Raw genomic sequence first — 24,843 nt, 5'->3', positions numbered from 1 at the left:
GGAAACAGGCGTCGTGTTCAGGCGATGACGGGGGCGTCGTAGGTCCGCATCGCGAAGCGCACGCGCGCATGGGTGGCGGCCAGTGCGGTCAACGGCTGCAGCAGCCGCGGCATGCAGGCCGCCAGCTCGACCATCGCCGCGCCGTGCGCCGGCGGCAGCGTGCCCGCGCGCGGGTGCCAATGGCCACCGCAGAAGGTCTCCAGCGTCACGCTTTCGATCATCGGCGCGTCGCCGTGCGGCTGCCGCCATTCGATCAACAGGCCGTTGCCGCGCGCGGTGCCGCTGCGGTCGAGCGGATCGAGATACAGCCGCGTGCGATGCAGGCCGATCACCGATTCGGCCACGGCCAGGCACTGGGCGGCGGCGTCGGCGAAGCTGCCCTCCAGCACGTCGGGCAGGCGCACGCGCGGGCCATGCTCGCCATGCCGCCGCGCACCGGCGCCGAGGATGTCGTCGGCGGTGAAGCTGCCGCCGTGGCCGTAGGCATCGCGCAGGTCCAGCCGCAAGCGCTGGCGCGTGGGCAGCAGGCCCCCGAAACCCCGGCGCGTGGCCGTGTTCGAGGCCGGCAGGGCGCGCAGGGTCTGCGAGCGGCGCACACCGCCATCGACGGGCATCGGCGGAGAAACGGGAGAACGGTGGGCCATGGGGGTATCCTCGGGCTGCGTAAGACAGGCTATAGCCCGCGTCGGCGCCTCTCGACACCCGGGCCGACCCGAGGGGTCGCAGCGGTTGCGGCACCGCGGCTTGCCCCTGTCGAACGCCGACAGCTACCATTCATGCGTTATTCGCAGCACGCCGCCGCTCCTGCGATATCTCCCGGCACCCATTGCCGGGCGAGGACGGACGCGTTCCCGCCAGCACCAAGGCCAGCTCAGGTATGGGGTCCGATGTGAAGCAAGGCGCTTGTTACAACAGGTACGCGTCCAGACTGTGGATGGGGGGCGCTGCCGCGCTTCTGGCATCGACGAACGTTCTGGCGCAGTCCGCAGACCCCAAGCCGTGGCAGCTCAACATGGGCCGCGGTGTCACGACCTCCGCCCAGCACGCCTACGACGCGCACATGCTCGCGCTGTGGGTCTGCGTGGTGATCGGCGTGCTGGTGTTCGGTGCGATGGCGGTGGCGATGTTCCGCTTCCGCAAGTCGCGCGGAGTCACCGCGGCGCAGTTCACCCACAACACCACCGCCGAAGTCATCTGGACCGTCGTCCCGATCGTCATCCTGGTGCTGATGGCGGTGCCGGCCACGCAGAAGCTGATCGCGATGTACGACACCCGCGACGCGACGATGACCGTCAAGGTCACCGGCGTGCAGTGGATGTGGAAGTACGAGTACATGGGCGAGGACGTCACGCTGACCAGCCGCCTCGACCGCGAGAGCGACCGCCTGCGCCAGAGCCGCGACACCACGCGCGCCGAGCTCGACGCGCACGGGCACTACCTGCTCGACGTCGACAACCAGCTGGTGCTGCCGACCAACACCAAGATCCGCTTCGTCGTGACCGCCGACGACGTGATCCATTCCTGGTGGGTGCCGGCCTTCGGCTGGAAGCAGGATGCGATTCCGGGCCTCGTCAACGAGGCGTGGACCGAGATCCTCGAGCCGGGTGTCTACCGCGGCCAGTGCGCGGAGCTGTGCGGCAAGGACCACGGCTTCATGCCGATCGTCGTGCGCGCGGTGTCGCCGGAGGAGTTCGACACCTGGCTCGCCGCCGAGAAGGCCAAGAACGCGCCGGCCATCCCGACGCCGGGCGAATCCGGCCCCCCCGACGCCGCACCCGCACCGTCGCCTGACGCCGCGCCTGCCGAGGCCGCCGCCTCCGCCACGCAGTCCCCGTCCGCCCCTGCCGCGCCCGCGGCCGGCTGATCGATCGAGGCACACCGCACATGTCGACGACGCACCCCGCCACCGCTGACGCGCACCACGACGATCACCATGCCCATCCGCAGGGGTTCGTCCAGCGCTGGTTCTTCTCCACGAACCACAAGGACATCGGCACGCTGTATCTGCTGTTCTCCTTCATGATGTTCATCATCGGCGCGGCGATGAGCGTGATCATCCGCACCGAACTCGCCGCACCGGGCCTGCAGCACGTCAGCCCGACGTTCTTCAACCAGATGACCACCATGCACGCGCTGGTGATGATCTTCGGCGGCGTGATGCCGGCCTTCGTGGGCCTGGCGAACTGGATGATTCCGCTGCAGATCGGCGCGCCGGACATGGCGCTGCCGCGCATGAACAACTGGTCGTTCTGGATCCTGCCGTTCGCGTTCACGCTGCTGCTGATGACGCTGTTCCTGCCCGGCGGTGGCCCAGCCGGTGGCTGGACGCTGTATCCGCCGCTGTCGCTGCAGGGCGGCAGCAGCGTGTCGCTGACGATCTTCGCCATCCACATGATGGGCATCAGCTCGATCATGGGCGCGATCAACGTCATCGCGACCATCCTCAACATGCGCGCCCCGGGCGTGGACCTGTTGAAGATGCCGATCTTCTGCTGGACCTGGCTGATCACCGCGTTCCTGCTGATCGCGGTGATGCCGGTGCTGGCCGGCGCGGTCACGATGCTGCTGACCGACAAGTTCTTCATGACCTCGTTCTTCAACGCGGCCGGCGGCGGCGACCCGGTGATGTACCAGCACATCTTCTGGTTCTTCGGGCACCCCGAGGTCTACATCATGATCCTGCCGGCGTTCGGCGTGGTCTCGGAGATCCTGCCGACGTTCTCGCGCAAGCCGCTATTCGGTTACCAGGCCATGGTCTACGCGACCGCGTCGATCGCGTTCCTGAGCTTCATCGTGTGGGCGCACCACATGTTCACCGTCGGCATGCCGCTCGGCGGCGAGATTTACTTCATGTTCGCGACGATGCTGATCGCGATTCCGACCGGCGTGAAGGTGTTCAACTGGGTGTCGACGATGTGGCGCGGCGCGATGACGTTCGAGGCGCCGATGCTGTGGGCGATCGCGTTCGTGATCCTGTTCACCATCGGCGGCTTCTCGGGCCTGATGCTCGCGATCGTGCCGGCCGACTTCCAGTACCACGACACCTATTTCGTCGTCGCGCACTTCCACTACGTGCTGGTGACCGGGGCGCTGTTCTCGATCATCGCGGCCACGTACTACTGGTGGCCGAAGTGGACCGGACGCATGTACAGCGAGTTCTGGGCGAAGGTGCATTTCTGGTGGACGATCATCTTCGTCAACCTGTTGTTCTTCCCGCAGCACTTCCTCGGCCTGGCCGGCATGCCGCGCCGCATTCCCGACTACAACGTCGTGTTCGCGGACTGGAACCTGATCAGCTCGATCGGCGCGTTCGGCATGTTCGCCACGCCCTTCATGATGTTCGCGATCCTGCTGCACTCGAAGCTGCGCGGCGCGCCCGCCGCGGCGCGGTCGTGGGAAGGCGCGCGCGGTCTGGAGTGGACGGTGCCGTCGCCGGCCCCGCACCACACCTTCGCCAAGCCGCCGGTGATCAAGCCGGGCGATCTGGCCCACGACGACATCAGCCACTGATGCAGCTCGTGATGACCACGCCCGATCCCGGTTCCGATCTCGCTGTCCGTCGCCGTCGTGCGCGGCGCACCGCGGTGGTCGTCGGCGCGATCGCGGCGCTGGTCTACATCGGCTTCATCGCGCGCGGCGTGCTGCTGTCATGAGCGACGACATGCAGCCCACGGACGCGCGCATCGACACCCGGCCGAAATCGAAGACATTCGGCATCGGCAAGCTGGTCGGCGTCTCGATCGCCGCGTTCGCGTTCACGTTCTCGCTGGTGCCGCTGTACCGCATCGCCTGCGAGAAGGTGTTCGGCATCCGGCTCGAGAACAGCGCGGTCGCCGCGCCGGCGACGAGCGCGACGCCGGCCGAGCGCTGGGTCACGGTCGAGTTCGACGCGACGGTGAACTCGCATCTGCCGTGGTCCTTCCGCCCCAACGACACCCGCATGCGCGTGCGCGTCGGCGAGCAGTACGAGACCACGTACTACGCGCACAACGACAGCGTCGCGGCCGTCGTCGGCAGCGCCACGCCGTCGGTGGCACCGGCGCGCGCGTCGGGATTTTTCCAGAAGACCGAGTGCTTCTGTTTCACCGCGCAGACCCTGCAGGCCGGTGAGACGCGCGACATGCCGGTGCGTTTCATCATCGACCCGTCGTTGCCGAAGGACGTCAACACGGTCACGCTGAGCTACACCTTCTTCAAGAACGATGTCCTCACCTCGCGTCTGACCGCCCATGCGGCGCCGGTACGCAACAGTCCCGGTGTGGCCGCGGCGCCCTGAGCCCGCACCGCACTTTCCCGAACCACGCATCGACGATCCGGACACCGCCATGGCCCACGCCAAGCCCGAGCAGGACCCCGACCTCTATTTCGTGCCGCATGACAGCAAGTGGCCGGTGTTCGCCTCGGTGGCGTTGTTCGTCACGATGCTGGGCCTGGCCAGCTGGTTCAACGAACACACCTGGGGCCGGCCGATGTTCTTCGTCGGCATCGCGGTGCTGGCGCTGATCCTGTTCAAGTGGTTCGCCGACGTCGTGCTCGAATCGGTGTCGGGCTACTACAACAAGCAGGTCGACCTGTCGTTCCGCATGGGGATGGTGTGGTTCATCTTCTCGGAAATCATGTTCTTCGCCGCGTTCTTCGGCGCGCTGTTCTACGCGCGCACGCTGTCGCTGCCGTGGCTGGGCGGCGAAGGCTCGGGCGCGATGACCAATGCGGTGCTGTGGGACGGCTACAGCGCGGCATGGCCGTCGGCCGGCCCCGGCGATGTCGGCGGCGCATTCCAGACGATTCCGGCCTGGGGCCTGCCGCTGCTCAATACGCTGATCCTGCTGGCGTCGGGCATCACCATCACCATCGCCCACCACGCGCTGCGCGCCGCGCACCGCACCCAGCTGCTGGTGTTCCTCGGCGCGACGATCCTGCTCGGCTGCGTGTTCCTGTTCTTCCAGATCGAGGAATACGTCCACGCCTATCGCGATCTGAACCTGACGATGGGCTCGGGCATCTACGGCTCGACGTTCTTCATGCTCACCGGCTTCCACGGCGCGCACGTGACGCTCGGCACGATCATGCTGATCGTGATCTGGCTGCGCTGTTATCGCGGCCACTTCACCAAGGAGAACCACTTCGCGTTCGAAGCGGTCGCCTGGTACTGGCACTTCGTGGACGTGGTCTGGCTGATCCTGTTCCTGTTCGTCTACGTCGTCTGACGACGCGTCGACGCCGGGCGGCGCATCGCTGCCGCCCGCTTCCCACTTCCGGCCTCAGCCGTAAACGCCATGCGGCTTGATCCAGCCCATCCAGATCGCCAGCAGCACCAGCAGGATCAGTCCGACCGACAGGCCGATGCGGCGCGTGAGCGCCTTCACCGTGCGGTCGGTCGTGCCCTTGTCGGTCATCATGTAGTACAGCGCGCTGCCCAGGTTCCACAGGATCAGCAGCACGAAGGCGATGATCAGCAGCAACTTCAGCGAATCGTTCATCACCATCGCAGGCTCCGGAACACTGGGTGTGTGCGCCGATTATTGCAGCACGCGGAGCGCCGCGCGTGAGTCTGCGCCGGACCCGCATCATCGGCTGGACGCTGGCGGTGCTGGCGATCGCGGCCTTCGTGTCGCTGGGCCAGTGGCAGCTGTCGCGGATGGGCCAGAAGCAGACGATGCTCGACGCCGTCGCGGTGACGCTCGAGGCCCGCACGCCCGTGTCGCTGTCGGCCGCCGGCGACGTCGCACGCGCCCGTGACTACGACTGGAGCGCAGGCCGCGGCCGTTTCGTCGACCGTCCGGCCTTCGTGCTCGACAACCAGATCCAGGCCGGCGTGCCCGGCCTGCGCGTGTATCGCCTGTTCGCGCCCGACGACGCGCCGCCGCTGCTGGTCGATCTGGGCTGGACCGCGCTCGTCGACCGCACGACGCGCCTGCCTGATGCCGCCATCGTGCGCGGCGACGGTCTGCTCGGTCGCGATCTCGAGCTGCGCGGCCTGCTCGCACCGCCGCCGTCGCCCGGCCTCGCGCTCGGCCCGGCGCTCACGCCGGGCGAGGCGGTGCTGATGACCCGCATCGACATCCCCGCGATCGCCGCCGAAACCGGTGTGCCGGCCTTGCCACCGCGCGTGCTGCGGCTCGATCCGGCGCTCGACATCGGCTACCTCCGCGATCTCGACGTCCTGCCCAACACGCTCACGCCCGACAAGCACCTCGGCTACGCGGTGCAGTGGTTCGGGCTGGCCCTCGCGGTGCTCGTCATCGCCTTCGTGCTCACGTTCCGGACCCGCCGCCGATGACCCCGTCTCCCGCGCACACGCTGCCGCCCGCGCAGCGCAACCGCAACCGAATGCTGCTGGTGCTGATCGTGGTGCTGTTCCTCGGCAGCGCCGTCGTCGCCGGCGCGCTGCGGTTCTCGGGCTGGCGGCCGTCGGGCATGCAGAACAAGGGCGAGCTGCTCGATCCGCCGGGTGACCTGCGCACGCATCCGCTGCACCTGATCGACGGCGGCAGCTACGACTGGCGCCCGGCCGAGCGGCGCTGGCGCATCCTCGTCGCGCCGCCGCGCGATTGCGCGCAGACCTGCGTCGAACTGTCGCGGCAGCTGGATCTGGTGTGGCAGCTGTTCGGTCGCAACGCCGATCACGTCGACATCCTGTGGGCGGGCACGGTGCCCGACGGCGCGATCCGCAATCCGGCGTGGCGGCTCGTCGAAGCTGACCCGGCGCTGCGTGCGACATTACCGCGCGTCGACGGCGGGCCCGGCGAGGCGGACAATGGGGTCCCCGCCTATGTCGTGGACCCCAACGGGTTCGTCATCCTGCGCTACGCCCCGGGCTTCGATCCGGGCGACCTGCGCAGCGACATGGCCAAGCTGCTGAAACTCAAGTGATGACCCACACGCCTCCCTCGCGCGCGACGTCGTTCCGTCCGTCGACCCACAAGCATTTCCACCGCATCGCCTGGCTCGCCGCCGCGCTGACGCTGTGCGTGATCGTGTTCGGCGCCTTCGTTCGCCTGTCTGATGCGGGCCTGAGCTGTCCCGACTGGCCCACCTGCTACGGGCGCGCCGCATGGCCGCAGGCGGCCAGCGAGGTCGTCGACCACGCCGCGAGCGCGATCCGCGAGTTCGAATCGCACAAGGCCTGGCGCGAGCAGGTGCACCGCCACCTGGCCGCATCACTGGGCGTGCTGGTGCTCGGTCTCGCGCTGCTGGCCGCGCGCCGGCGCCGATTCGGCATGCTGCAGATCATCGGCGCCTCGGCGCTGGTCGCGCTCGCGATTCCGCTGTATATGCAGGGCCACGTGATGGCCGCGCTGGGCATCGCCGCGCTCGGCGAAGCACTGCTGCTGATCGCCGCGCTGCGCTGGTCGAACATCGATCTGGCACGCGCCGCGGCGCTGACGCTGGCGGTGGTGATCTTCCAGGCGTTGCTCGGCAAATGGACGGTCACCATGCTGCTCAAGCCGGTGATCGTCATGGGCCATCTGCTCGGCGGCATGCTGACGTTCTCGCTGCTGCTGTGGATGGCGTGGCGCGCGACGGTGCAGCCGATCGTGCTGGTCGATGCGCCGACGCTGCGGCGCTGGACGCTCGGCGCGATCGGTCTGGTCGGCGTGCAGATCGCACTCGGCGGCTGGGTCAGCGCGAACTACGCGGCGCTCGCCTGCGGCGCGGGCGGCTGGGTGACCGATGCGCACCATTACGTCGATTTCCCGAAGTGCGTCGGCGAATGGTGGCCGCAGGCCGATTTCCGCGAAGGTTTCGTGCTGTGGCGCGGCGTCGGCGTGGATTACGAAGGCGGCGTGCTCGACGGCGCGGCGCGCGTGGCGATCCAGCTCGCGCACCGGGTCATGGCGATCGCGGTGTTCGCGTACCTGATCGCATTCGCCGCGCGCCTGCTGCGCACGCCGGGCCTGCGCGGCTGGGCGGTCGCGCTCGCGCTGCTGACCTGCGCGCAGGTCGCGCTGGGAATTCTCAACGTCAAGCTCGCCCTGCCATTGCCGGTCGCGGTGATGCACAACGGCGGCGCCGCGCTGCTGCTGTTCGTGCTGGTGTCGCTGCTCGCGCGCCTGAAGCGCCCGGACTGACATGGCGATCCAGGCACGCGACTACTGGGCGCTGACCAAACCCCGCGTGGTGGCACTGATCGTGTTCACCGCGCTGGTCGGCATGTTCCTCGCCGTACCCGGCCTGCCGCCGTGGAAGGAAGCGGTGTTCGGCCTGCTCGGCATCTGGCTGGCGGCGGCATCGGCGGCAGCGATCAACCATCTGATCGACCAGCGCATCGACAAGGTCATGGCGCGCACCGCGCATCGGCCGCTCGCGACCGGCGCGCTGCGCCCGGTGCAGGTGCTGGTATTCGCGCTGGCGCTGGGTGCGCTGTCGATGGTGATCCTGGTCGCGCTGGTCAATGTGCTGACCGCGCTGCTGACGTTCGCCTCGCTGATCGGCTACGCGGTGATCTACACCGGCTGGCTCAAGCGCGCGACGCCGCAGAACATCGTCATCGGCGGCATCGCCGGCGCGGCGCCGCCGCTGCTGGGCTGGGCCGCGGTGACCAACATGCAGGGCCAGTGGGACTGGGCGCACGCGCTGCTGCTGGTGCTGATCATCTTCGTGTGGACGCCGCCGCATTTCTGGGCGCTGGCGATCTTCCGCCGCGAGGATTACGCGCGCGCGCTGGTGCCGATGCTGCCGGTTACGCACGGCGTGGCGTACACGCGCTGGCAGATCCTGATCTACAGCGTGCTGCTGGTCGTGATCACCCTGTTGCCGGTCGCGATCGGCATGAGCGGCGTGTTCTATCTGGGCGGCGCCGTCGTGCTGGGCCTGGTGTTTCTCTGGTACGCGTGGCGGCTGCTGGATCCGCCGGACGAGTTCTTCGCGATGCGGATGTTCAACTATTCCGTCGTGTACCTGATGGCGCTGTTCGCGTTCCTGCTGGTCGACCACTGGCTGCTGCCGTGGCTGCCGGGCGCCGGCGCTGCGGCGGGCGGACTGGATTTCCAGCGCATCCGCTGACGACCGCCGCGTCCGCTCCGGCGGGCGCAGGGCCCGCCGGCGCAGTGGACATCAGGACTTCTTCGCGGCCTTCTCGGCCCGCTTTTCCTTCAGGGTCTTGACCGGCTTCTTCTTGGTCTCTTTCTTCTTGTCGAGGCTCTTGGCCATCGTCGCGCTCCGCTGGGATCTCTGGGGCGGCGACGGAATCGGGTTCCGTGCCGGGGTCTGACCCGACATGCAGCCGCCGGATCACGACGCATCCTACGCCGAGTCACTCGACGCGCCCATCGCAAGTGTCGTCGATGCGCGTGTTCCGAGGCGCTGAGTGGTCATCGGCCTGCGAAGCGCGTGCGTGCGCCGGTCGCTGCAGCCGGCGCCGGCATGCAGCGACATCCGGATCCGGAGATCAGCCGCCCGCGATCACGGTCGAAGTCGGCGTGGCCTGCAGGCAGGCGTCCGGGTCGCCGTCGAGACCGGCCGGCATCTCGCAGGCGCGCGGTTCGAAATCGAGCGTGGCCTGCCAGCCGGCCTTGGTGTTCGGCGTCAGCGCGACCTGTACGTCGACGTCGCGGATGGTCACGCGCGCGGTCTGCTGCGCATCGTTGCGTGCGGCCCAACCATCGAGCGTGTGGGCGAGGGCGGGATCGAGCAGGCGGTTGGCTTCGAGCAGCTGGCGGGTCTGCGCCAGCGCATCGGGGTGATCGAGCGCGCCGCCGCCGGGCTGGATGTGCACGCCGACCAGCAGGCCGCCCTGCTGCTTGAACGCGACGCGATCGGCCGGCACGACGATCTGCTGGCCATTGGGCAGGCGCAGGGTGACGTCGCGCGACTGGCTGATCGTGTGTTCGGCGGCCAGGGTGCCGTCTTTCTGCGGCCAGGCCAGATCGACCTGTTCGGCGACCGGCGCGGCGAGATCGATGTGCAGCGGTTTGGCGGGCGCGGGCGGGGTGTCGATCCTGGCGCAGGCGCCGAGCAGCAGCGCAGCGGAAAGCACGAGACCGGCGCCGAGGCGGGCGGACGGGAAGCGGGTGGATCGGATCATGGTGACGACCTGTCGGGGAAGGAAAAGGACGGGGCACCGCGCCGGACCCGTCTACGCGGACTCGGCGGACACTCGGTGCTGGACGGACAGGTCGCCCTGACGCAGCTGCGCCATATCGACCGGTCGATCCCCCTGACGGGATCAGACCAGCGCGAAGGTTAAGGAATCGTCACCGGGATGTAAGCGCTATGTATCCGAAAACGCTTACATTTCCCTGTCAGCGGGCGCGCTGCAGCAGCAGTTCCCGCAATGCCTGCTTGCCGGCGGCGTCCAGCGTGCCCTCGCGCTGCTGGCCCAGCAGGTCGTCGATGCGCTGCTGCAGCACCTGGCGGTCGAGTTGCGCGATGGCGTCGCGCAGTTCCTGTTCCCACGAGGCTTCGTCGCCGGCGAGATCCTGGGTCGCGAGCTTGCGCAACGCCGGCGCTTCCTCGCGTTCCTCGAACTGTGACAGCAGCACGCCCGTGGTGATGTCCGGGCGGACGCTGCCGATGGCGATCAGCTCGGTCAGCAGCTCGATGCCCGGCTGGCGCAGCGCGACGAAGGGATAGGGCGGTGGCAGCTGCGCGGCCAGGCCGGGCTTCTGCAGCAGCAGGGCGATCGCGTGGCGCACCACGCTGCGCTTGGGCGGCGGCGCACCGCGACCGCCGCGCAGCATGCGACTGGGCGCCGGCTGTTGTGCAGGCGAGGCGCCGCCGAGACCGGTGAGCTCGCTGAGGCGCTGGCGCATCAGATCGGCGAAAGCGCCGTCGGGAATCTGCGCCAGCATCGGCTTGGCGCGTTCGGCCAGTCGCGCCTTGCCGTCCAGCGTCGACAGGTTGATGCCGTCGCCCAGGGTGTCGAAGAAGAATGTCGACAGCGGCGTGGCCTGGGCCAGGCGTGCCTCGAAACCCGGCGCGCCCTCGGTGCGCACGATGGTGTCGGGGTCTTCACCGTCGGGCAGGAACAGGAAGAACGCCTGGCGGCCATCGCGCATGCGCGGCAGCACCGATTCCATCGCGCGCGTCGCCGCGCGGCGGCCGGCGGCGTCGCCGTCGAAGCAGAAGAACACGTCGGGCGCGTTGCGGAACAGCAGCTCGGCGTGGTCCGGCGTCGTCGCCGTGCCCAGGGTCGCGACCGCCTGCGGCACGCCGAACTGGAACAGCGAGACCACGTCCATGTAGCCCTCGACCACCACCAGCCGCTCGATCTTCTGGTTGGCCTGGCGCACCTGCCACAGGCCGTAGAGTTCGCGGCCCTTGTGGAACAGCGGCGTCTCGGGCGAGTTGAGGTACTTGGGCGAATCCTCGGGCTTGAGCACGCGGCCGCCGAACGCGATCACGCGGCCGCGGCGGTCGTGGATCGGGAAGATCACCCGGTCGCGGAACTTGTCGTAGCTGTGGCCGCGGTCGTTCTTCGACAGCAGGCCCACCTTCTCCAGCACCGCGATGCGGCGCGCATCGTCCTTGCCCAGCGCGTCTTTCAGCGCGGAGAAACCATCGGGCGCGTACCCGATCGCGAACTGCTCGCGGATCGAGGCGTCGACGCCGCGGCCGTCGAGATAACTGCGCGCGGTGTCGTTGCCGGCGAGTTCGCGGACGAAGAAGCGCGAGGCGGCATCGAGCGCGTCGTACATCGGCGCGCTGTCGGGCCGCGCCTCTCGCTGCTGGGTGTCGCGCGGGATTTCCATGCCCGCGCGCTTGGCCAGCTCGTCGACCGCATCGAGAAATTCGAGGCGGTCGTAATTCATGAGGAAACTGATCGCGGTGCCGTGCGCGCCGCAGCCGAAGCAGTGATAGAACTGCTTGGTCGGCGACACGGTGAAGCTCGCCGAGCGCTCGTCGTGAAACGGGCAGCGCGACGAATATTCCTTGCCCTGTCGCTTCAGCGGCACGCGCGCGTTGATCACCTCGACGATGTCGGTCCGCGCCAGCAGGTCGTCGATGAACGCGTCGGGGATGCGGGCCATCAGCGCCTCCCGTGCAGGCAGCCGCGCTCGACCGCAGGGCGGACGCAGGGCAGGCGGGACGGGGTGGGGGCGACGCGGATCATGCGGACGCTAGGATGCCACGCGCGGCGCGCATCGCCGCATCCGGTACGTCTTTCAGACCGCGGGCGGTGGCCCCTTCGCCAGCGCGGCCGCCTGGCGCTCGGCGCGCTTCTGCAGGGCGCGATCGACCGAGCTGCGGCGCACGCGTTCGTCGATGACCGCGGTGATCAGCGCGCCGACGAAGAAGATCGTGGCCGCGTAGTACATCCAGACCAGCAGGATCACCAGCGTGCCGAACGAGCCGTAGGCGCTGCCGGGTGCGGCGTGGGTCATGTAGATACCGATGCCCCAGCGCCCGACGACGAACAGCACGGACGTCACCACGCCGCCGAACAGGGCCTGGCGCCAGCGCACCCGGCGATCGGGCAGGTAGTGGTACAGCACGGCGAACGCGAACGAATACAGCACCAGCATCAGTGTGTTGCCGACCAGCGGCAGGATCGACGGTACGTTGGCGAAGATGAACTCCACAGCCGTCGTCAAAAGCGTCGACACCAGCACCAAGAAGCCGAGCGCGAACACCACGCCGGCCGAGAACACGCGCTTGCGCAGGAACACCATCAGGCCGCCCGGCAGGCGGTCGCCGTCGGTGCGGAAGATCAGGTTCAACGTGCCCTGCAGCTGGGCGAATACGACCGTCGCACCGACGAACAGCAGCAGCGTGCTCCACAGGCCGGCGAGCGAGCCGATGTCGGGTTGCTCGGTGGCGTTCTGGATCACGGTGCCGGCGACATCGCGTGCGCCGTCGCCCGCAAGCGCGCCGATCTGCGCGAGCAGCGCTTCCTGCGCGGAGGGATACAGCGACGCGGTGATCCACAGCACCAGCACCAGCATCGGCGCCAGCGAGATCAGCGTGTAGAACGACAGCGACGCGGCCTGGGTCAGCAGGTCGGCATCGACGAAGCGTTTGACCAGTGCCGCCGGCAGACTTTCTTCGAAGCGGGTGACGCCCTTGTCGACGCGTGTGCGCAGACGACCCCAGCGGGTGTGGCGCACGGGTGCATCGGTATCCGGGGTGTCCTGTGGCGACGTGCGCATGCGTGGCGATTCTTGAAAGCCGACGTATGGAGCGCGTGCATCCACTGCGGCGTTGCCGTCACCTTATGCACGCGCGCGTAGCAGCGCGTGAAGCATCGGGCGATTTCAGCGCGTCGTGTTCGCGAGCGCGTGCAGCGCATCGCCTTCGACGCGCTGCACGGTCCAACCGTCCTGCGGCTGCGCACCGAGTGCACGATAGAAGCCGATCGCCGGCGCATTCCAGTCGAGCACGGTCCATTCGAAACGTCCACAGCCGCGCGCGACCGCGAGCGCGGCGAGATGGCGCATCAGCTGCGCACCGATGCCGTGACCGCGATACGCGGGCCGCACGAACAGATCTTCCAGATACAGGCCGCGGCGGCCGAGGAAGGTCGAGAACGTGTGGAAGAACAGTGCGAAGCCGGCGGGCGCACCGTCCACTTCGGCGATCACGACTTCGGCCGCGGGCGCGTCCCCGAACAGCGAGGCGGCGAGCGTCGGCTCGTCGGCCACGACGGCATCGGACAGGCGCTCGTACTCCGCCAGCTCGCGGATCAGCGCGAGCACCAGCGGCACGTCATCGGGACGTGCCGGGCGCAGCACGGTGCCGGCGACGGCGGTCATCCGCCCAGCGACTGCTTCACCAGGCGCGAGACCACGCCCATGTCGGCCTTGCCGGCCAGCATCGGCTTGAGCACGCCCATCAGCTTGCCGATGTCGGCCGGGCTGGCGGCGCCGGTTTCGGCCTTGGCACTGGCGATCGCGGCCAGGATCTCGTCTTCGCCGAGCTTCTCCGGCAGGTAGCGCTCGATGACGACGATCTCCTCGCGCTCGACCTGGGCCAGATCCTCGCGGCTCGCCGCCTCGAACTGGCTCACCGAATCGCGGCGCTGCTTGACCATCTTCTCGAGCACGGCCAGCACGGCGGCGTCGTCGAGCTCGATGCGCTCGTCGACTTCGCGCTGCTTGATCGCGGCCAGCATCAGACGGATCACGCCGAGCGCGTGCTTGTCGCCGCCCTTCATCGCGGCCTTCATGTCTTCGGTGAGTTGCTGCTTCAGGGTCATGGCGGGCTCCGGGTGCAACGGGTGCGGGATGCGCCGGAACCGGATGGGTCCCCGGCGGAGACGACAAAAAGCCGGCGGCGCAAGGCGCTGCCGGCTTTTTGCATCATCGAACGGTCGAACCGGGGAGACCCCGGCCCGGGCCGATCAATACAGGCGCTGGCGCTTGGTGACGTCGCGCGACACGCGACGCGACTGGCGCTTCACGGCAGCAGCTGCCTTGCGCTTGCGCTCCTGGGTCGGCTTCTCGTAAAACTCGCGCTTGCGGGTTTCAGCGAGCACACCGGCCTTCTCGCAGGTGCGCTTGAAACGACGCAGCGCAAACTCGAAGGGCTCGTTTTCGCGGACTTTGACGCTTGGCATGGAATCTCCGGGGATCTGATCGTCCGGTCCTGACGGCCGGTTCGAATCGAATTTCGAATGCGATATCACCGGGCTCAGGCCCGGCGAGCCGCGTATCATAGCCGTCCCCCGCCGCGGTGTGCAAGCCGTGGGGCCGCCGCGCCCGGCGCGGCCTTCCGTTCCGCTTCGAAGGCAGTCCCCCCGATGAAAGTCCTCGGCATCGAAACCTCCTGCGACGAAACCGGTGTCGCCGTGTACGACACCGCGATCGGCGGCGCCGGCGGTCTGCGCGCGCATGCGGTCTACAGCCAGATCGCACTGCACGCCGAGTACGGCGGCGTGGTGCCCGAGCTCGCCAGCCGCGACCACGTGCGCAAGCTGCTGCCGCTGGTGCGGCAGACGCTGGACGAGGCGGGGCTGTCGACCGGCGACATCGACGGCGTGGCCTATACCGCCGGTCCGGGCCTGGTGGGCGCGCTGCTGGTCGGCGCCGGCGTCGCGCGCGCGCTGGCTTGGGGCCTCGACGTGCCGGCGATCGGCGTGCATCACATGGAAGGCCATCTGCTGGCGCCGCTGATGGAAGACGATCCGCCGGCCGCGCCCTTCGTCGCGCTGCTGGTGTCGGGCGGACACACGCAGCTGGTCGCGGTCGATGCGATCGGCCGCTACCGCCTGCTCGGCGAGACGCTCGACGACGCCGCGGGCGAAGCCTTCGACAAGACCGCGAAGATGATGGGCCTGCCGTATCCGGGCGGCCCGCAGCTGGCGGCGCTGGCGGAACACGGCACGCCCGGTGTTTTCAGGTTCCCGCGGCCGATGACCACCCGACCGGGTCTGGATTTCAGCTTCAGCGGGCTCAAGACCCAGGTGCTGCTGGCCTGGCAGGGCAGCGACCAGGCCGACACGACGAAGGCCGACATCGCCCGCGGTTTCGAAGACGCGGTGGTCGACACGCTGGCGATCAAATGCGCACGCGCGCTGGATGCCACGGGCTTCGACACACTGATCGTCGCCGGCGGCGTGGGCGCGAACACGCGGTTGCGCGAGAAGCTGCGGAGCGACGCGCAGCGTCGCGGTGGTCGCGTGTGCTTCCCGCGTCCGGCGTTGTGCACGGACAACGGCGCGATGATTGCGTTCGCCGGCGCGCTGCGCCTCGAAGCCGGCCAGCACGGCGATGCCGCGGTGCACGTGGTGCCGCGCTGGGACATGGCGACGTTGCCGCCGCTCGCCGCAGCTTGATCGGCCACGCGACGTCACCGCATCGCTGCCGCTAAGCTGCGGACTTTCCGCCGCACGCAACCGCCGCCATGGACAAAGTCTTCATCGAAGGCCTCGAGATCGAGGCGCTGATCGGCATCTACGACTGGGAACGGCGCATCCGCCAGCCGCTGGTGTTCGATGTCGAGATGGCGTTCGACAACCGCGTGCCGGCGGCCAGCGACGACATCCACGACACGTTGAACTACAAGGCTGTCAGCAAGCGGCTGATCGACTACGTGTCGGCGTCGGAATTCGGTCTGGTCGAGACGCTCGCCGAGCGCTGCGCGGCGATTGTGATCGAGGAGTTCAAGGTCGATTGGGTACGATTGAAGCTCAGCAAGCCGGGTGCGGTGCGTGGTGCGCGCGCGGTCGGCGTCCATATCGAACGTACGCGCCAGACCTGATGCAACGCGGGCTGGCGTAGCGCCTGCGTGGCGCGCGACCCGGAGATCCCCGCACGATGCAGACACAACTCGAACGCCTCCGCGACGTCCTTGCGCCGTATCCCTGGGCCTATACCGTCACGGTGTTGTGCACGTTGCTGCTGCTGGCGTGGATCGCGAATTTCGTCACCAAGCATGTGCTGCTGCGGGGACTCCGGCAGCTGCTGATGAAGTCGCCGCTCGGCGGTGCGCAGCACGACCAGGAAGTGCGGCTGCGGGTGATTCCGCGCCTGGCCAACGTGGTGCCGGCGCTGGTGATCTCGGCCGGCATCTCGATCGTGCCCGACCTGCCGCCGCAGCTGGTGACCGTGGTCAAGGCGCTGTGCCAGGTGTTCGTGGTGGTGACCATCGCACTGGCGATCTCGAAGGCCCTGGACGCGATCAACCACAATTACGAGCGCCGCCCCGACGCGCAGAACAAGCCGATCAAGGGCTACTTCCAGGTCGCGAAGATCATCATGTTCGTGCTGGTCGGCATCTCCGTCGTCGCGACGCTGATCGGTGCGGAGTTCCTGCACATCGTCACCGGCCTCGGCGCGATGACCGCGGTGCTGATGCTGATCTTCCAGGACACCATCCTGTCGCTGGTCGCCAGCGTGCAGATCAGCAACGACGGCCGCGTGCGCCTCGGTGACTGGATCGAGATGCCGGGCCAGAACGCCGATGGCGACGTCATCGACATCGCGCTGCATACGATCACCGTGCGCAACTGGGACCGCACCGTCACCACGGTGCCGACCAAGAAGCTGGTCAGCGACTCGTTCAAGAACTGGCGGCACATGTCCGAAGGCGGCGGCCGCCGGATCAAGCGCGTGCTGCATCTCGACCAGCGCAGCGTGCGGTTCCTGGAACCGGCGGAGATCGAACATTTCCGCCGTTTCAGCCTGCTCGACGGCTATCTCGACCGCAAGGAGCAGGAGCTGCAGGAATGGAACGCGCGCCTGGCCGCGGAGGGGGCCGAGCCGGTCAACCATCGGCGCGTCACCAATCTGGGTACGTTCCGCGCCTACATCGAGCATTACCTGCGCAACCATCCCGGCATCAACCAGGACCTGACGATGCTCGTGCGCCAGCACCAGCCCACCGAGATGGGTCTGCCGCTGGAGATCTGGGCGTTCACGTCGAGCACCGCGTGGGGTGTCTACGAAGGCATCCAGTCGGACATCTTTGACCACATGCTGGCGATCCTGCCGGAGTTCGACCTGCGCGTGTTCCAGGCGCACAGCGACGCGCCGATCGACGTCAATCTGCGCCGGCTCGACGACGCGGTCGATCCAGCGCACACGCGTGGCCCGCGGCCCCGCGCCGCACCGCCGCTGCCTGCGCCCGAAGCCGGCTGAGTCACGCGCTACGCCTCGCGCGGACGCGGGGCAATCGGCGATCATGGCGCCCCCACCGGAGCGCGCCATGCCCATCGCCCTGCTCAGCCTCGGCAGCAATGTCGATCCCGAGACCCATCTGCGCGCGGCGATCGCCGCGTTGCGGGCGCGCTTCGACGAAGTGGTGGTCTCGGCGGTCTACCGCTTCCCGGCGGTCGGCTACACGGGCCCGGATTTCCTCAATGCCGCGGCGACGGTGCGCACCGATCTCACGCCGGCCGCGTTGAACGACTGGCTGCACGCACTCGAAGACGCGCACGGCCGCGATCGCAGTGGTCCGCGTTACAGCGACCGCACGCTCGACATCGACATCGTGTTGTTCGACGACGCGGTGCTGAGCGGCGCCGGCAATCTCCGCATCCCGCGTGACGAATTGCGCCATGCATTCGTGCTGCGACCCGCGGCGGAGATCGCGCCCGACTGGCCCCATCCCGTCGACGGCGCGCCGCTCGTGCAGCTGTGGGACGCGCATGCGGATCGCGACACGGTGTTCGACCGCGTGGACGGACTCGACGCGGACGCGCCCGGCTGATGGACGCGCCTGCGGGCCTGCGCATCCTCGGCACCGGCTGCCACCACCCGGCGCAGCGCGTGGCGTCGACGGTGTTCGATACGCGCCTGGGCCTCGCGCCGGGCAGCAGCGAAGCCGCGACGGGTGTTGCGATGCGCGGCGTCGCGGGCGATGACGACACCGCATCGTGGATGGCCGCCCGCGCTGCCGACGCGGCGCTGCGGGGGGCAGGCATCGACGGCAGCGCGCTCGATGCGATTGTCTCGACCTGCGCGGTCATGGAGCAGCCGATTCCCTGTCAGGCCGCGCTGGTACAACGCGCGCTGGGTCTTGGAAGCTCGGGCATTCCGGCCTTCGACATCAACGCGACCTGTCTCGGCTTTCTGGTCGCGCTGGATCTGATCGCTGCATCGATCGCGGCCGGCCGCTACCGGCGCGTGCTCGTCGTCGCCAGCGAAGTGCCGTCGCGCGGCCTGCGCGCCGACGATCCGGTCACGGCGCCGTTGTTCGGCGACGGCGCCGCGGCGGTCGTGCTCGGTGCCGCGGCGCCTGATGAGAACTCGGCACTGCTGGCCTGGCGCATGGAGACCTTCGCCGACGGAGCGGATGCCTGCCGTATCCGCGGCGGCGGCACGCACATCGCGCCGGGCGATCCGCGCAATGACGACCGCGATGCCTACCGATTCGAAATGGACGGCCCGGCGACGTTCCGCATGGCCGGCCGGCGTCTGCCGCGCCTGCTGACGCGCCTGCTCGAATCGGCCGGTCTCACGATTGACGCGCTCGACTGCATCGTCCCGCATCAGGCTTCGGGCGGTGGTCTCGACCGCATGGTGCAGGCGCTGCGTCTGCCGGAAGCGCGCACGGTGCGCATCCTCGGCGCACACGGCAACCAGGTCGCGGCCTCGCTGCCGCACGCGCTGCACCACGCGATCGACGGCGGCCGCCTGCAGCGCGGTCAGATCTGCCTGCTGCTGGGCACCGGCGCCGGCCTGTCGGTCGGCGGCGCAGTGCTGCGGTACTGACGTGCGCGTCGAGCTGACCCTGTTCGACGTCGGCCAGTGCCGCCACTGCGAGCGCGTCACGCTGGCGGGTGGGCGCTGGGGCAACGTGACGTTCCCGTCGATGGTCGCGCTGATCGTGCATCCCACCGAAGGCGCGATCCTCTACGACACCGGCTACGCGCCGCATTTCATGGACGCGACCGCTGGATTCCCGGAGCGCCTGTACCGCTGGGCGACGCCGGTCGAGCTTCCGCAGGCGCAGCGGCTCGAGGTGCAGCTCGCCGCGCATGGCCTGCGACCGGCCGATATCCTCTGGTGCCTGGTCTCGCATTTCCACGCCGACCACATCGCCGGCCTGCGTGATCTGCCGAACGCGCGCTTCGTCTGCATGCGCGAGGATCTGGAGTCGATGCGCGCGATGTCGCGCGTGCGCGGACTGCGCAACGGCTGGCTGCCCGCCTTGCTGCCGACCGGTTTCGATGCGCGCGTGCGCTACGCAGGCGATGGCGTCGCACGCGCGCTGCCGGCGCCCTGGGAGACGCTCGGCGAGGGCGTCGACCTGTTCGGCGACGGCAGCCTGTTCGCGGTGCCGATGCCGGGCCACGCGCCGCGGCAGATGGGCCTGTGCCTGCGCGATGCGCAGGACCGCGCGGTGCTGCTGTGCGCCGATGCCTGCTGGTCGCATCTGACCTTCCGCGAGCGGCGCCTGCCGACCTGGCCTGCGCGGCTGGTAACCCACGACTGGGCGGCCTACGTGCGCACCGTCGAACGGCTGCACACACTCACGCTCGCCGCGCCCGATGTCGCGATCCTGCCGTCGCATTGCCAGGCCAGTCTCGACATGTATCGCGCGGCGACACTTGGAGGGTGCGCATGCGCATTCTCGTGACCGGTGCATCCGGCTTCGTCGGCGGCGCGTTCCTGCGCCGTCATGCGGAGCGCGCCGATCTGCAGCTCGTCGGCACCGGGCGTCGCGCAACCGACCTGCCGGACTACATCCGCTGCGATCTCAGCCAGCCCTTCGATCTGCCGGTGCGGCCCGACGTCGTCATCCATGCCGCCGCACGCTCGTCGCCCTGGGGCACGCATGCTGAGTACATCGCGCAGAACGTCGACGCGACGCGGCACGTCATCGACTTCTGCCGTCGCAACGGCCATCCGCGCCTGGTATATCTGTCGTCGAGTTCGGTGTTCTATCGCGAGGCGCACCAGTTCGACCTGCGCGAGAACAGCCCGGTCGGGCCGACGTTCGTCAACACGTATGCCGAAACCAAATACGCCGGCGAACAGCTGGTGCGCGAGTATTCGGGCCAACACGTGATCGTGCGGCCGCGTGCGGTGTTCGGTGTCGGCGACACGGTGCTGTTTCCGCGCATCCTCGAAGCCGCGCGCCGCGGCGCGTTGCCGCTGTTCACCGGACAGGACCGACCCGTGGTCGGCGACCTGATCCAGATCGACACGCTGTCGGACTACCTGCTGCGCGTCGCGACGATGGATGGCCCGGCCGACAGTTACAACCTGACCAACGCGCAGCCGGTCGACATCCAGGCCCTGCTGCTCGACGTGCTGGCGCGTCTGGAGCTGCCCGCGCCGACTCGCCGCGTGCGCATCGGCACTGCCTTGCGCATGGCGACCGTCGCCGAGTGGCTGTGGCGCGGTCTTCGACTGCGCGGCGAGCCGCCGCTGACACGCTTCGGCGTCGGCGTGTTCGCGTATTCGAAGACCTTCGATCCGGCGCGCATGCTCGCCGACCTCGGCCCGCCGAGCGTGTCGATCGACACCGGTATCGAAGACTTCATCGCCTCGCAGCGGGCACAGTGGGCGGCCTGAGCCTCGCCGCGGCACTCGCTTGCGCGTACGGCGCAGTGTTGGCCTTGCGCGCGCTCTGCGCATCGCGGGAGATCCGCCGGCAGGCAGCGTTGCCGCGCGCGGATGCCGCATTCGCGATGCACGAGATTGCGGTGTTGCAGCCGATCCTCGGAGGCGATCCGCGGCTGATCGACGTACTGGGCGGGACGCTCGATGCACTGCCTGATGCGCGCTTCCACTGGCTGATCGATGACGGCGACACGCACGCGCAGTCGGTGGTCGCAGCGTTGCAGGCGGGGCATCCGGACACCGGCATCGTGGTGCACGTGAATCCGCCGGCGCCCGACGGCATGAATCCCAAGAGCTTCAAGCTCGACCGCGCGCTCGCAGCGATCGAAGCGCCCGTATGCCTGGTGCTCGACGACGACGCCACCTTGTCGGCCGACGCACTCGCGCGTCTGGTCGCGGCACTCGGCACCGCCGACATCGCGACGGCGCTGCCCGGCTACGTCGACGATGGCGAACGCCTGCCGGGTCGACTGCTGGCGCAGTTCGTCAACGACAACGCGGCGCTGACCTATCTCGCGCCGCTGACCTGGGCGCCGCCGGTCTCGATCAATGGCATGTGCTACGCGCTGCGCACGGAGCGCCTGCGCGCGCTGGGCGGATTCGCGCCGCTGCTGCACGCACTGGCCGACGATCTGGCGATGGCGGATCAGGTGCGCGCGCACGGCGGCCGCATCGCCCAGACCATCGCGCCGGTGCGCGTGCGGACCAGCATCGATGGCCCGGCGCACTACCTGCGCCAGATGCATCGCTGGATGCTGTTCGCGACCCTGCTGCTGCGACGCCAGCCGATGCGGATGCGCGTGATGATCACGCTGCTGCATGGTCTGCCGCCGCTGCTGTTGTGGGCGACGGGCATCGCGCTGGCGGTGCAGCCCACGATGACGGGTGCCCTCTGCGTGATCGGCGTGCTCGTGCTGCGTGCGGCTGTGCCCGCATGGCTGCAGCGCAGGCTCGGCGTGTTCGCGCCACAACGCCCGCTGCTGTCGCTGCTGGGCGAGCTGTTGCAGCCGCTGCACCTGCTGCACGCGGTCTGCGTGCGCACAGTGCGCTGGCGCAGCCGGCGCTATCGCGTGCATGCCGATGGCAGCTTCCATGTCGCCTGACGCCGCCACGCCGGTTCGCATCGCGTTCCTGACCGGGCGCAGCGATCCGGCGCGCTGTGGCCTGAGTCCACAGCAGCAGGGCTTTCTCGACGCCCTGCGTGCGCCGGGCCGCGCAACCGTCGATCGCAATTTTCCGTATGCCGCGCCCCGGCCCGGCCACGTCGCCGTGCCGTTGCCGCTGGCGGCGTGGCGCAACTTCGGCGACTACCTCGCCGCGCGACGTCCGGCGTTCGCGGGGCGCTACCGCGCGCAGGTGGCGGCCGCATTCGAAGGCGACGGCGCCGTCGTGCTGCTTGCCGGCAGCTGCGGACTCGAACTGCTGGCGAATCTGCACCTGGACACCTCGCTGCGCGCGCGCCTGCACGTCTTCGCCTATGGTCCGGTCGCGCGACAGGCACCGGACGTCGCCCGCCTGCTGTGCGTGCAGGGCCGCAGCGACTGGATCTCGCGCGCCGGCTGGCGCGGGCCGGTGCACCGCGTCGACGGCGGTCACATGGACTACCTGCGCCAGCCCGAGGTGCGGCGGCTGTGCGAGGACTTCATCGCGGCGATGCCATGCGCATCGACCTGATCGCGCCGCCCTACAGCGGGCATCTGCATCCCGTGCTGGCGATGGCGTGCTCGCTGACTGCACATCACGCGGTGCGCGTGCTGTCGACGCCGTCGGCGATGGCGCAGATCGCACGTGCGGGTCTGGTCGGTGTGCCGCTGCTCGATGCCGACGCCGAACACACGCTCGATGCGATTTCCGATCCGCGCCATGCCGTGCGCAACCATCCGCTGCGCATGCACCGGCAACTGCGCGCCGCGCTCGATGTCATGGCGCGCTTCGCGCAGGCGCTGCGCGTCACGTATGCGGATGCGGCGACGCGACCCGATCTGGTCATTGCCGATTTCACCGTACCGGCGGCCGGCGCGGTTGCGCAGTCGCTCGGCATCCGCTGGTGGACCAGCCTGCCGTCGCCCTGCGTGCTTGAAGCGCCCGACGGACCGCCGGCCTATATGGGCGGCCTGTTGCCTGCCACGCATGCAGGCCAGCGCACCCAGCACGCGCTGGCGCGGCTGGCGGTGCGCGGCTTCAAACGCGGCGTGCACCGCGCGTATCGCCGGCGCATGACCGCGCTCGGACTGCCGCAGCTCTACCGCGACGACGGCAGCGAGGCGGTCTACTCGCCCGAGCGCATCCTCGCGCTCGGCGTCGAGGCGCTGGAGTTTCCGCGCACCTGGCCGGCGGCGCTGCGTTTCGTCGGCCCGCAGTTGCCGGCGTCCGGCACGGAGACGCCCTGGCTGGCGCCGCGTCCGGCGCCGCGCTTCGTCGAAAGCCGCCGTCATGTGCTGGTGACGCTGGGCACGCATCTGCGCTGGGCCAAGGACGGCTTCGACGCGCGTCTGCGCGCGCTGGCCGCGGCGATGCCCGACGTGGAATTCCACTTCACCGACGGCGATGCCGCTGCGGATCACCACGCGCACGCCGGCAACCACCAGCGTCTGGCCTACATCGACTACGCGCGCTGGATCGGCCGCTACGATCTCGTCGTGCATCACGGCGGCGCCGGCATCCTGTACCAGTGCCTGGCGGCGGGGCGACCGGCGATCGTCTGCCCGCAGGACTACGACCAGTTCGACCACGCCGCGCGCCTGCAGCACGCCCATGCGGCGTTGTGGCTGCGCGATCCGGCCGGCCTGGAGGCCGCCGTGCGCCGTGCCTTCGCCGAGCCGGCGCTGTTCGCGGGCCTCCCCGCACTGCAGGCGGCGGTGCGCGCGGCGGCCGCGGGGTCACGCCTGGTCACAGAGGTCGCCGACGACACGTCGTGGTAGTGCCCGAGCGCAGAAGGTGACCTCTGTCACTGGGCATCGCGCCCGTCGGGCGGGACCATCCAGTCGACGCCCGCATGCCGGCGTCGCGTACATACAGGGGAGACCGAACATGTTCGACAAGCTGTCGCGGAGCTGGGATCTGGTGAAGGCGAGCGCGGCCGTGCTGCGTTCGGACAAGGAGCTGATGCTGTTCCCGATGCTGTCGGGGCTGGCCACGCTGGCGGTGCTGGCGACCTTCGTGCTGCCGCTGTTCGCGCTGCGCGTCTTCGAGCACGGCATCGGCTTCGCCGGCCTGCTGCTCGCGTTCGTCTTCTACTTCTGCCAGTACGCGGTGATCGTGTTCTTCAACTGCGCGCTGGTGGGCGCGGCGATGATCCGCCTCGACGGTGGCGATCCGACGCTGTCCGATGGTCTGTCCGCGGCGAAGCGCCGGCTACCCGCGATCCTCGGTTACGCGGCGATCGCCGCGACTGTCGGCGTGCTGCTGCAGTCACTCAAGCACAAGGAAGACAATTTCCTGGTGCGGCTGATCGGCAGCGGTCTCGGCGTCGCATGGACGCTGGCGACCTTCCTCATGGTGCCGGTGCTGGTCAGCCGCGACATCGGCCCGATCGACGCGCTCAAGCAGAGCGTGACCCTGCTCAAGCGCACTTGGGGCGAGAACGCGATCGGCAATGTCGGCATCGGCGCGGCCTTTGGCCTGCTGACCACGCTGGTCGCGATGATCGGCGTCGGCCTGACCTTCATCGCGCTGCAGAGCTCGGTGCCGCTCGGCATCGGCGTGGGCGTGGTGTGTGCGCTGGGCGTGCTGCTGCTGGGCGTCTACCAGGCGGCGCTGACCGGCATCTATTCGGCCGCGCTGTACCGCTACGCCGTGTCGCACGAAGTGCCGGACGGGTTCTCGGGCGCGCAGCTCGCGCATGCGTTCGAGCCGAAGCGCTGAGTGCAGCCTTGCGGGAGCGCCCCCGGGT

At 69.1% G+C, this 24,843-nt stretch carries 28 protein-coding genes; 20 read left to right on the top strand and 8 right to left on the bottom strand.

Annotation, left to right across the window (positions count from 1 at the left end; all coding sequences use genetic code 11):
• Positions 1–17: 17 nt before the first annotated feature.
• Positions 18–644, bottom strand: coding sequence for a hypothetical protein (locus AC3A5T_RS01555; RefSeq protein WP_487627050.1), 627 nt, complete (start codon positions 642–644; stop codon positions 18–20).
• A gap of 290 nt (positions 645–934) precedes the next feature.
• On the opposite strand from AC3A5T_RS01555, the gene coxB reads away from it, so the two are divergent.
• The 5 genes from coxB to AC3A5T_RS01530 are packed head-to-tail and all read left to right on the top strand — an operon-like array spanning position 935 to position 5,207.
• Positions 935–1,864, top strand: coding sequence for a cytochrome c oxidase subunit II (gene coxB / locus AC3A5T_RS01550; RefSeq protein WP_487627049.1), 930 nt, complete (start codon positions 935–937; stop codon positions 1,862–1,864).
• A gap of 20 nt (positions 1,865–1,884) precedes the next feature.
• A complete protein-coding gene (gene ctaD / locus AC3A5T_RS01545) occupies positions 1,885–3,510 on the top strand; it encodes a cytochrome c oxidase subunit I (RefSeq protein ID WP_487627048.1) in 1,626 nt (541 codons plus the stop codon).
• Positions 3,510–3,653: a hypothetical protein gene (locus AC3A5T_RS01540; RefSeq protein WP_487627047.1), complete on the top strand. Its 144-nt coding sequence runs from the start codon at positions 3,510–3,512 to the stop codon at positions 3,651–3,653. The genes ctaD and AC3A5T_RS01540 overlap by 1 nt, the downstream gene beginning before the upstream one ends.
• Before the next feature lie 8 nt (positions 3,654–3,661).
• On the top strand, positions 3,662–4,276 hold the full coding sequence (locus AC3A5T_RS01535) for a cytochrome c oxidase assembly protein (protein ID WP_487627046.1): 615 nt from the start codon (positions 3,662–3,664) through the stop codon (positions 4,274–4,276).
• Positions 4,277–4,325: 49 nt separating this feature from the next.
• Positions 4,326–5,207, top strand: a complete 882-nt coding sequence (locus tag AC3A5T_RS01530; RefSeq protein WP_332079031.1) for a cytochrome c oxidase subunit 3 — start codon at positions 4,326–4,328, stop codon at positions 5,205–5,207.
• A 54-nt stretch (positions 5,208–5,261) separates the two neighbouring features.
• Here AC3A5T_RS01530 and AC3A5T_RS01525 read toward each other — a convergent pair whose 3' ends face one another.
• On the bottom strand, positions 5,262–5,480 hold the full coding sequence (locus AC3A5T_RS01525) for a twin transmembrane helix small protein (protein WP_159681651.1): 219 nt from the start codon (positions 5,478–5,480) through the stop codon (positions 5,262–5,264).
• Between the two features lie 65 nt (positions 5,481–5,545).
• Between AC3A5T_RS01525 and AC3A5T_RS01520 the strand changes: the two genes are divergently transcribed.
• Genes AC3A5T_RS01520 through cyoE form a run of 4 tightly spaced genes read left to right on the top strand, consistent with a single transcriptional unit; the run spans position 5,546 to position 9,006 of the window.
• Positions 5,546–6,280, top strand: coding sequence for an SURF1 family protein (locus tag AC3A5T_RS01520; RefSeq protein ID WP_487627045.1), 735 nt, complete (start codon positions 5,546–5,548; stop codon positions 6,278–6,280).
• A complete protein-coding gene (locus AC3A5T_RS01515; protein WP_487627044.1) occupies positions 6,277–6,873 on the top strand; it encodes a hypothetical protein in 597 nt (198 codons plus the stop codon). Before AC3A5T_RS01520 ends, AC3A5T_RS01515 begins: the two co-directional genes overlap by 4 nt.
• Positions 6,873–8,072, top strand: coding sequence for a COX15/CtaA family protein (locus tag AC3A5T_RS01510; RefSeq protein ID WP_487627043.1), 1,200 nt, complete (start codon positions 6,873–6,875; stop codon positions 8,070–8,072). The genes AC3A5T_RS01515 and AC3A5T_RS01510 overlap by 1 nt, the downstream gene beginning before the upstream one ends.
• A gap of 1 nt (position 8,073) precedes the next feature.
• Positions 8,074–9,006 (top strand): heme o synthase, encoded by a 933-nt coding sequence (gene cyoE / locus AC3A5T_RS01505; RefSeq protein ID WP_487627042.1) that lies wholly within the window; start codon positions 8,074–8,076, stop codon positions 9,004–9,006.
• Positions 9,007–9,391: 385 nt separating this feature from the next.
• On the opposite strand, the gene AC3A5T_RS01500 is transcribed toward cyoE, so the two are convergent.
• From AC3A5T_RS01500 to rpsU, 6 genes are all read right to left on the bottom strand, one after another.
• Positions 9,392–10,027, bottom strand: coding sequence for a hypothetical protein (locus AC3A5T_RS01500; RefSeq protein ID WP_332079036.1), 636 nt, complete (start codon positions 10,025–10,027; stop codon positions 9,392–9,394).
• Positions 10,028–10,244: 217 nt separating this feature from the next.
• Positions 10,245–11,972 carry a DNA primase gene (gene dnaG, locus AC3A5T_RS01495; protein ID WP_487627041.1) on the bottom strand — a complete coding sequence of 576 codons (1,728 nt, stop codon included), beginning with the start codon at positions 11,970–11,972 and terminating at the stop codon, positions 10,245–10,247.
• A gap of 135 nt (positions 11,973–12,107) precedes the next feature.
• Positions 12,108–13,091 (bottom strand): YihY/virulence factor BrkB family protein, encoded by a 984-nt coding sequence (locus AC3A5T_RS01490; RefSeq protein ID WP_332079038.1) that lies wholly within the window; start codon positions 13,089–13,091, stop codon positions 12,108–12,110.
• 105 nt (positions 13,092–13,196) lie between these two features.
• Positions 13,197–13,694 carry an N-acetyltransferase family protein gene (locus AC3A5T_RS01485; RefSeq protein ID WP_487627040.1) on the bottom strand — a complete coding sequence of 166 codons (498 nt, stop codon included), beginning with the start codon at positions 13,692–13,694 and terminating at the stop codon, positions 13,197–13,199.
• Positions 13,691–14,137 carry a GatB/YqeY domain-containing protein gene (locus AC3A5T_RS01480; protein WP_487627039.1) on the bottom strand — a complete coding sequence of 149 codons (447 nt, stop codon included), beginning with the start codon at positions 14,135–14,137 and terminating at the stop codon, positions 13,691–13,693. The genes AC3A5T_RS01485 and AC3A5T_RS01480 overlap by 4 nt, the downstream gene beginning before the upstream one ends.
• Before the next feature lie 144 nt (positions 14,138–14,281).
• Positions 14,282–14,497 carry a 30S ribosomal protein S21 gene (gene rpsU / locus AC3A5T_RS01475; RefSeq protein WP_101926061.1) on the bottom strand — a complete coding sequence of 72 codons (216 nt, stop codon included), beginning with the start codon at positions 14,495–14,497 and terminating at the stop codon, positions 14,282–14,284.
• Between the two features lie 183 nt (positions 14,498–14,680).
• Between rpsU and tsaD the strand changes: the two genes are divergently transcribed.
• The 11 genes from tsaD to AC3A5T_RS01420 all read left to right on the top strand — a co-directional run bounded on the left by tsaD (position 14,681) and on the right by AC3A5T_RS01420 (position 24,815).
• Positions 14,681–15,715, top strand: a complete 1,035-nt coding sequence (gene tsaD, locus AC3A5T_RS01470) for a tRNA (adenosine(37)-N6)-threonylcarbamoyltransferase complex transferase subunit TsaD (RefSeq protein ID WP_487627038.1) — start codon at positions 14,681–14,683, stop codon at positions 15,713–15,715.
• 68 nt (positions 15,716–15,783) lie between these two features.
• A complete protein-coding gene (folB, locus tag AC3A5T_RS01465) occupies positions 15,784–16,140 on the top strand; it encodes a dihydroneopterin aldolase (RefSeq protein WP_232136250.1) in 357 nt (118 codons plus the stop codon).
• A 56-nt stretch (positions 16,141–16,196) separates the two neighbouring features.
• Positions 16,197–17,519 carry a mechanosensitive ion channel family protein gene (locus AC3A5T_RS01460; RefSeq protein ID WP_487627037.1) on the top strand — a complete coding sequence of 441 codons (1,323 nt, stop codon included), beginning with the start codon at positions 16,197–16,199 and terminating at the stop codon, positions 17,517–17,519.
• Positions 17,520–17,586: 67 nt separating this feature from the next.
• Positions 17,587–18,090, top strand: a complete 504-nt coding sequence (gene folK, locus AC3A5T_RS01455; protein WP_487627036.1) for a 2-amino-4-hydroxy-6-hydroxymethyldihydropteridine diphosphokinase — start codon at positions 17,587–17,589, stop codon at positions 18,088–18,090.
• On the top strand, positions 18,090–19,094 hold the full coding sequence (locus AC3A5T_RS01450) for a 3-oxoacyl-[acyl-carrier-protein] synthase III C-terminal domain-containing protein (protein WP_487627035.1): 1,005 nt from the start codon (positions 18,090–18,092) through the stop codon (positions 19,092–19,094). The genes folK and AC3A5T_RS01450 overlap by 1 nt, the downstream gene beginning before the upstream one ends.
• Before the next feature lies 1 nt (position 19,095).
• Complete coding sequence (locus AC3A5T_RS01445) at positions 19,096–19,962, top strand: MBL fold metallo-hydrolase (RefSeq protein WP_487627034.1); 867 nt, start codon at positions 19,096–19,098, stop codon at positions 19,960–19,962.
• A complete protein-coding gene (locus AC3A5T_RS01440) occupies positions 19,941–20,903 on the top strand; it encodes an NAD-dependent epimerase/dehydratase family protein (protein ID WP_487627033.1) in 963 nt (320 codons plus the stop codon). The genes AC3A5T_RS01445 and AC3A5T_RS01440 overlap by 22 nt, the downstream gene beginning before the upstream one ends.
• Complete coding sequence (locus AC3A5T_RS01435; RefSeq protein ID WP_487627427.1) at positions 20,900–22,054, top strand: glycosyltransferase family 2 protein; 1,155 nt, start codon at positions 20,900–20,902, stop codon at positions 22,052–22,054. Before AC3A5T_RS01440 ends, AC3A5T_RS01435 begins: the two co-directional genes overlap by 4 nt.
• The gene (locus tag AC3A5T_RS01430; RefSeq protein ID WP_487627032.1) at positions 22,044–22,625 is read left to right on the top strand and encodes a hypothetical protein; all 582 of its coding nucleotides are present in this window, start codon (positions 22,044–22,046) and stop codon (positions 22,623–22,625) included. Before AC3A5T_RS01435 ends, AC3A5T_RS01430 begins: the two co-directional genes overlap by 11 nt.
• The gene (locus tag AC3A5T_RS01425) at positions 22,610–23,872 is read left to right on the top strand and encodes a glycosyltransferase (RefSeq protein WP_487627031.1); all 1,263 of its coding nucleotides are present in this window, start codon (positions 22,610–22,612) and stop codon (positions 23,870–23,872) included. The genes AC3A5T_RS01430 and AC3A5T_RS01425 overlap by 16 nt, the downstream gene beginning before the upstream one ends.
• A 109-nt stretch (positions 23,873–23,981) precedes the next feature.
• On the top strand, positions 23,982–24,815 hold the full coding sequence (locus AC3A5T_RS01420; protein WP_487627030.1) for a DUF6159 family protein: 834 nt from the start codon (positions 23,982–23,984) through the stop codon (positions 24,813–24,815).
• The last annotated feature ends 28 nt before the right edge of the window (positions 24,816–24,843 follow it).

The sequence above is a fragment of the Luteimonas sp. Soil_C_16 genome (genome assembly GCF_057657295.1).
Note: the sequence above shows the minus strand (reverse complement) of the source record. Positions and strands in the feature narration are given on the sequence as shown.

Excerpts from the sequence above, each read along its gene's own strand:
- AC3A5T_RS01555 (WP_487627050.1), bottom strand. The coding sequence starts at position 644 with ATGGCCCACCGTTCTCCCGTTTCTCCGCCGATGCCCGTCGATGGCGGT.
- coxB (WP_487627049.1), top strand. The coding sequence starts at position 935 with ATGGGGGGCGCTGCCGCGCTTCTGGCATCGACGAACGTTCTGGCGCAG.
- ctaD (WP_487627048.1), top strand. The coding sequence starts at position 1,885 with ATGTCGACGACGCACCCCGCCACCGCTGACGCGCACCACGACGATCAC.
- AC3A5T_RS01540 (WP_487627047.1), top strand. The coding sequence starts at position 3,510 with ATGCAGCTCGTGATGACCACGCCCGATCCCGGTTCCGATCTCGCTGTC.
- AC3A5T_RS01535 (WP_487627046.1), top strand. The coding sequence starts at position 3,662 with ATGCAGCCCACGGACGCGCGCATCGACACCCGGCCGAAATCGAAGACA.
- AC3A5T_RS01530 (WP_332079031.1), top strand. The coding sequence starts at position 4,326 with ATGGCCCACGCCAAGCCCGAGCAGGACCCCGACCTCTATTTCGTGCCG.
- AC3A5T_RS01525 (WP_159681651.1), bottom strand. The coding sequence starts at position 5,480 with ATGAACGATTCGCTGAAGTTGCTGCTGATCATCGCCTTCGTGCTGCTG.
- AC3A5T_RS01515 (WP_487627044.1), top strand. The coding sequence starts at position 6,277 with ATGACCCCGTCTCCCGCGCACACGCTGCCGCCCGCGCAGCGCAACCGC.
- AC3A5T_RS01510 (WP_487627043.1), top strand. The coding sequence starts at position 6,873 with ATGACCCACACGCCTCCCTCGCGCGCGACGTCGTTCCGTCCGTCGACC.
- cyoE (WP_487627042.1), top strand. The coding sequence starts at position 8,074 with ATGGCGATCCAGGCACGCGACTACTGGGCGCTGACCAAACCCCGCGTG.
- AC3A5T_RS01500 (WP_332079036.1), bottom strand. The coding sequence starts at position 10,027 with ATGATCCGATCCACCCGCTTCCCGTCCGCCCGCCTCGGCGCCGGTCTC.
- dnaG (WP_487627041.1), bottom strand. The coding sequence starts at position 11,972 with ATGGCCCGCATCCCCGACGCGTTCATCGACGACCTGCTGGCGCGGACC.
- AC3A5T_RS01490 (WP_332079038.1), bottom strand. The coding sequence starts at position 13,091 with ATGCGCACGTCGCCACAGGACACCCCGGATACCGATGCACCCGTGCGC.
- AC3A5T_RS01485 (WP_487627040.1), bottom strand. The coding sequence starts at position 13,694 with ATGACCGCCGTCGCCGGCACCGTGCTGCGCCCGGCACGTCCCGATGAC.
- AC3A5T_RS01480 (WP_487627039.1), bottom strand. The coding sequence starts at position 14,137 with ATGACCCTGAAGCAGCAACTCACCGAAGACATGAAGGCCGCGATGAAG.
- rpsU (WP_101926061.1), bottom strand. The coding sequence starts at position 14,497 with ATGCCAAGCGTCAAAGTCCGCGAAAACGAGCCCTTCGAGTTTGCGCTG.
- tsaD (WP_487627038.1), top strand. The coding sequence starts at position 14,681 with ATGAAAGTCCTCGGCATCGAAACCTCCTGCGACGAAACCGGTGTCGCC.
- folB (WP_232136250.1), top strand. The coding sequence starts at position 15,784 with ATGGACAAAGTCTTCATCGAAGGCCTCGAGATCGAGGCGCTGATCGGC.
- AC3A5T_RS01460 (WP_487627037.1), top strand. The coding sequence starts at position 16,197 with ATGCAGACACAACTCGAACGCCTCCGCGACGTCCTTGCGCCGTATCCC.
- folK (WP_487627036.1), top strand. The coding sequence starts at position 17,587 with ATGCCCATCGCCCTGCTCAGCCTCGGCAGCAATGTCGATCCCGAGACC.
- AC3A5T_RS01450 (WP_487627035.1), top strand. The coding sequence starts at position 18,090 with ATGGACGCGCCTGCGGGCCTGCGCATCCTCGGCACCGGCTGCCACCAC.
- AC3A5T_RS01430 (WP_487627032.1), top strand. The coding sequence starts at position 22,044 with ATGTCGCCTGACGCCGCCACGCCGGTTCGCATCGCGTTCCTGACCGGG.
- AC3A5T_RS01425 (WP_487627031.1), top strand. The coding sequence starts at position 22,610 with ATGCGCATCGACCTGATCGCGCCGCCCTACAGCGGGCATCTGCATCCC.
- AC3A5T_RS01420 (WP_487627030.1), top strand. The coding sequence starts at position 23,982 with ATGTTCGACAAGCTGTCGCGGAGCTGGGATCTGGTGAAGGCGAGCGCG.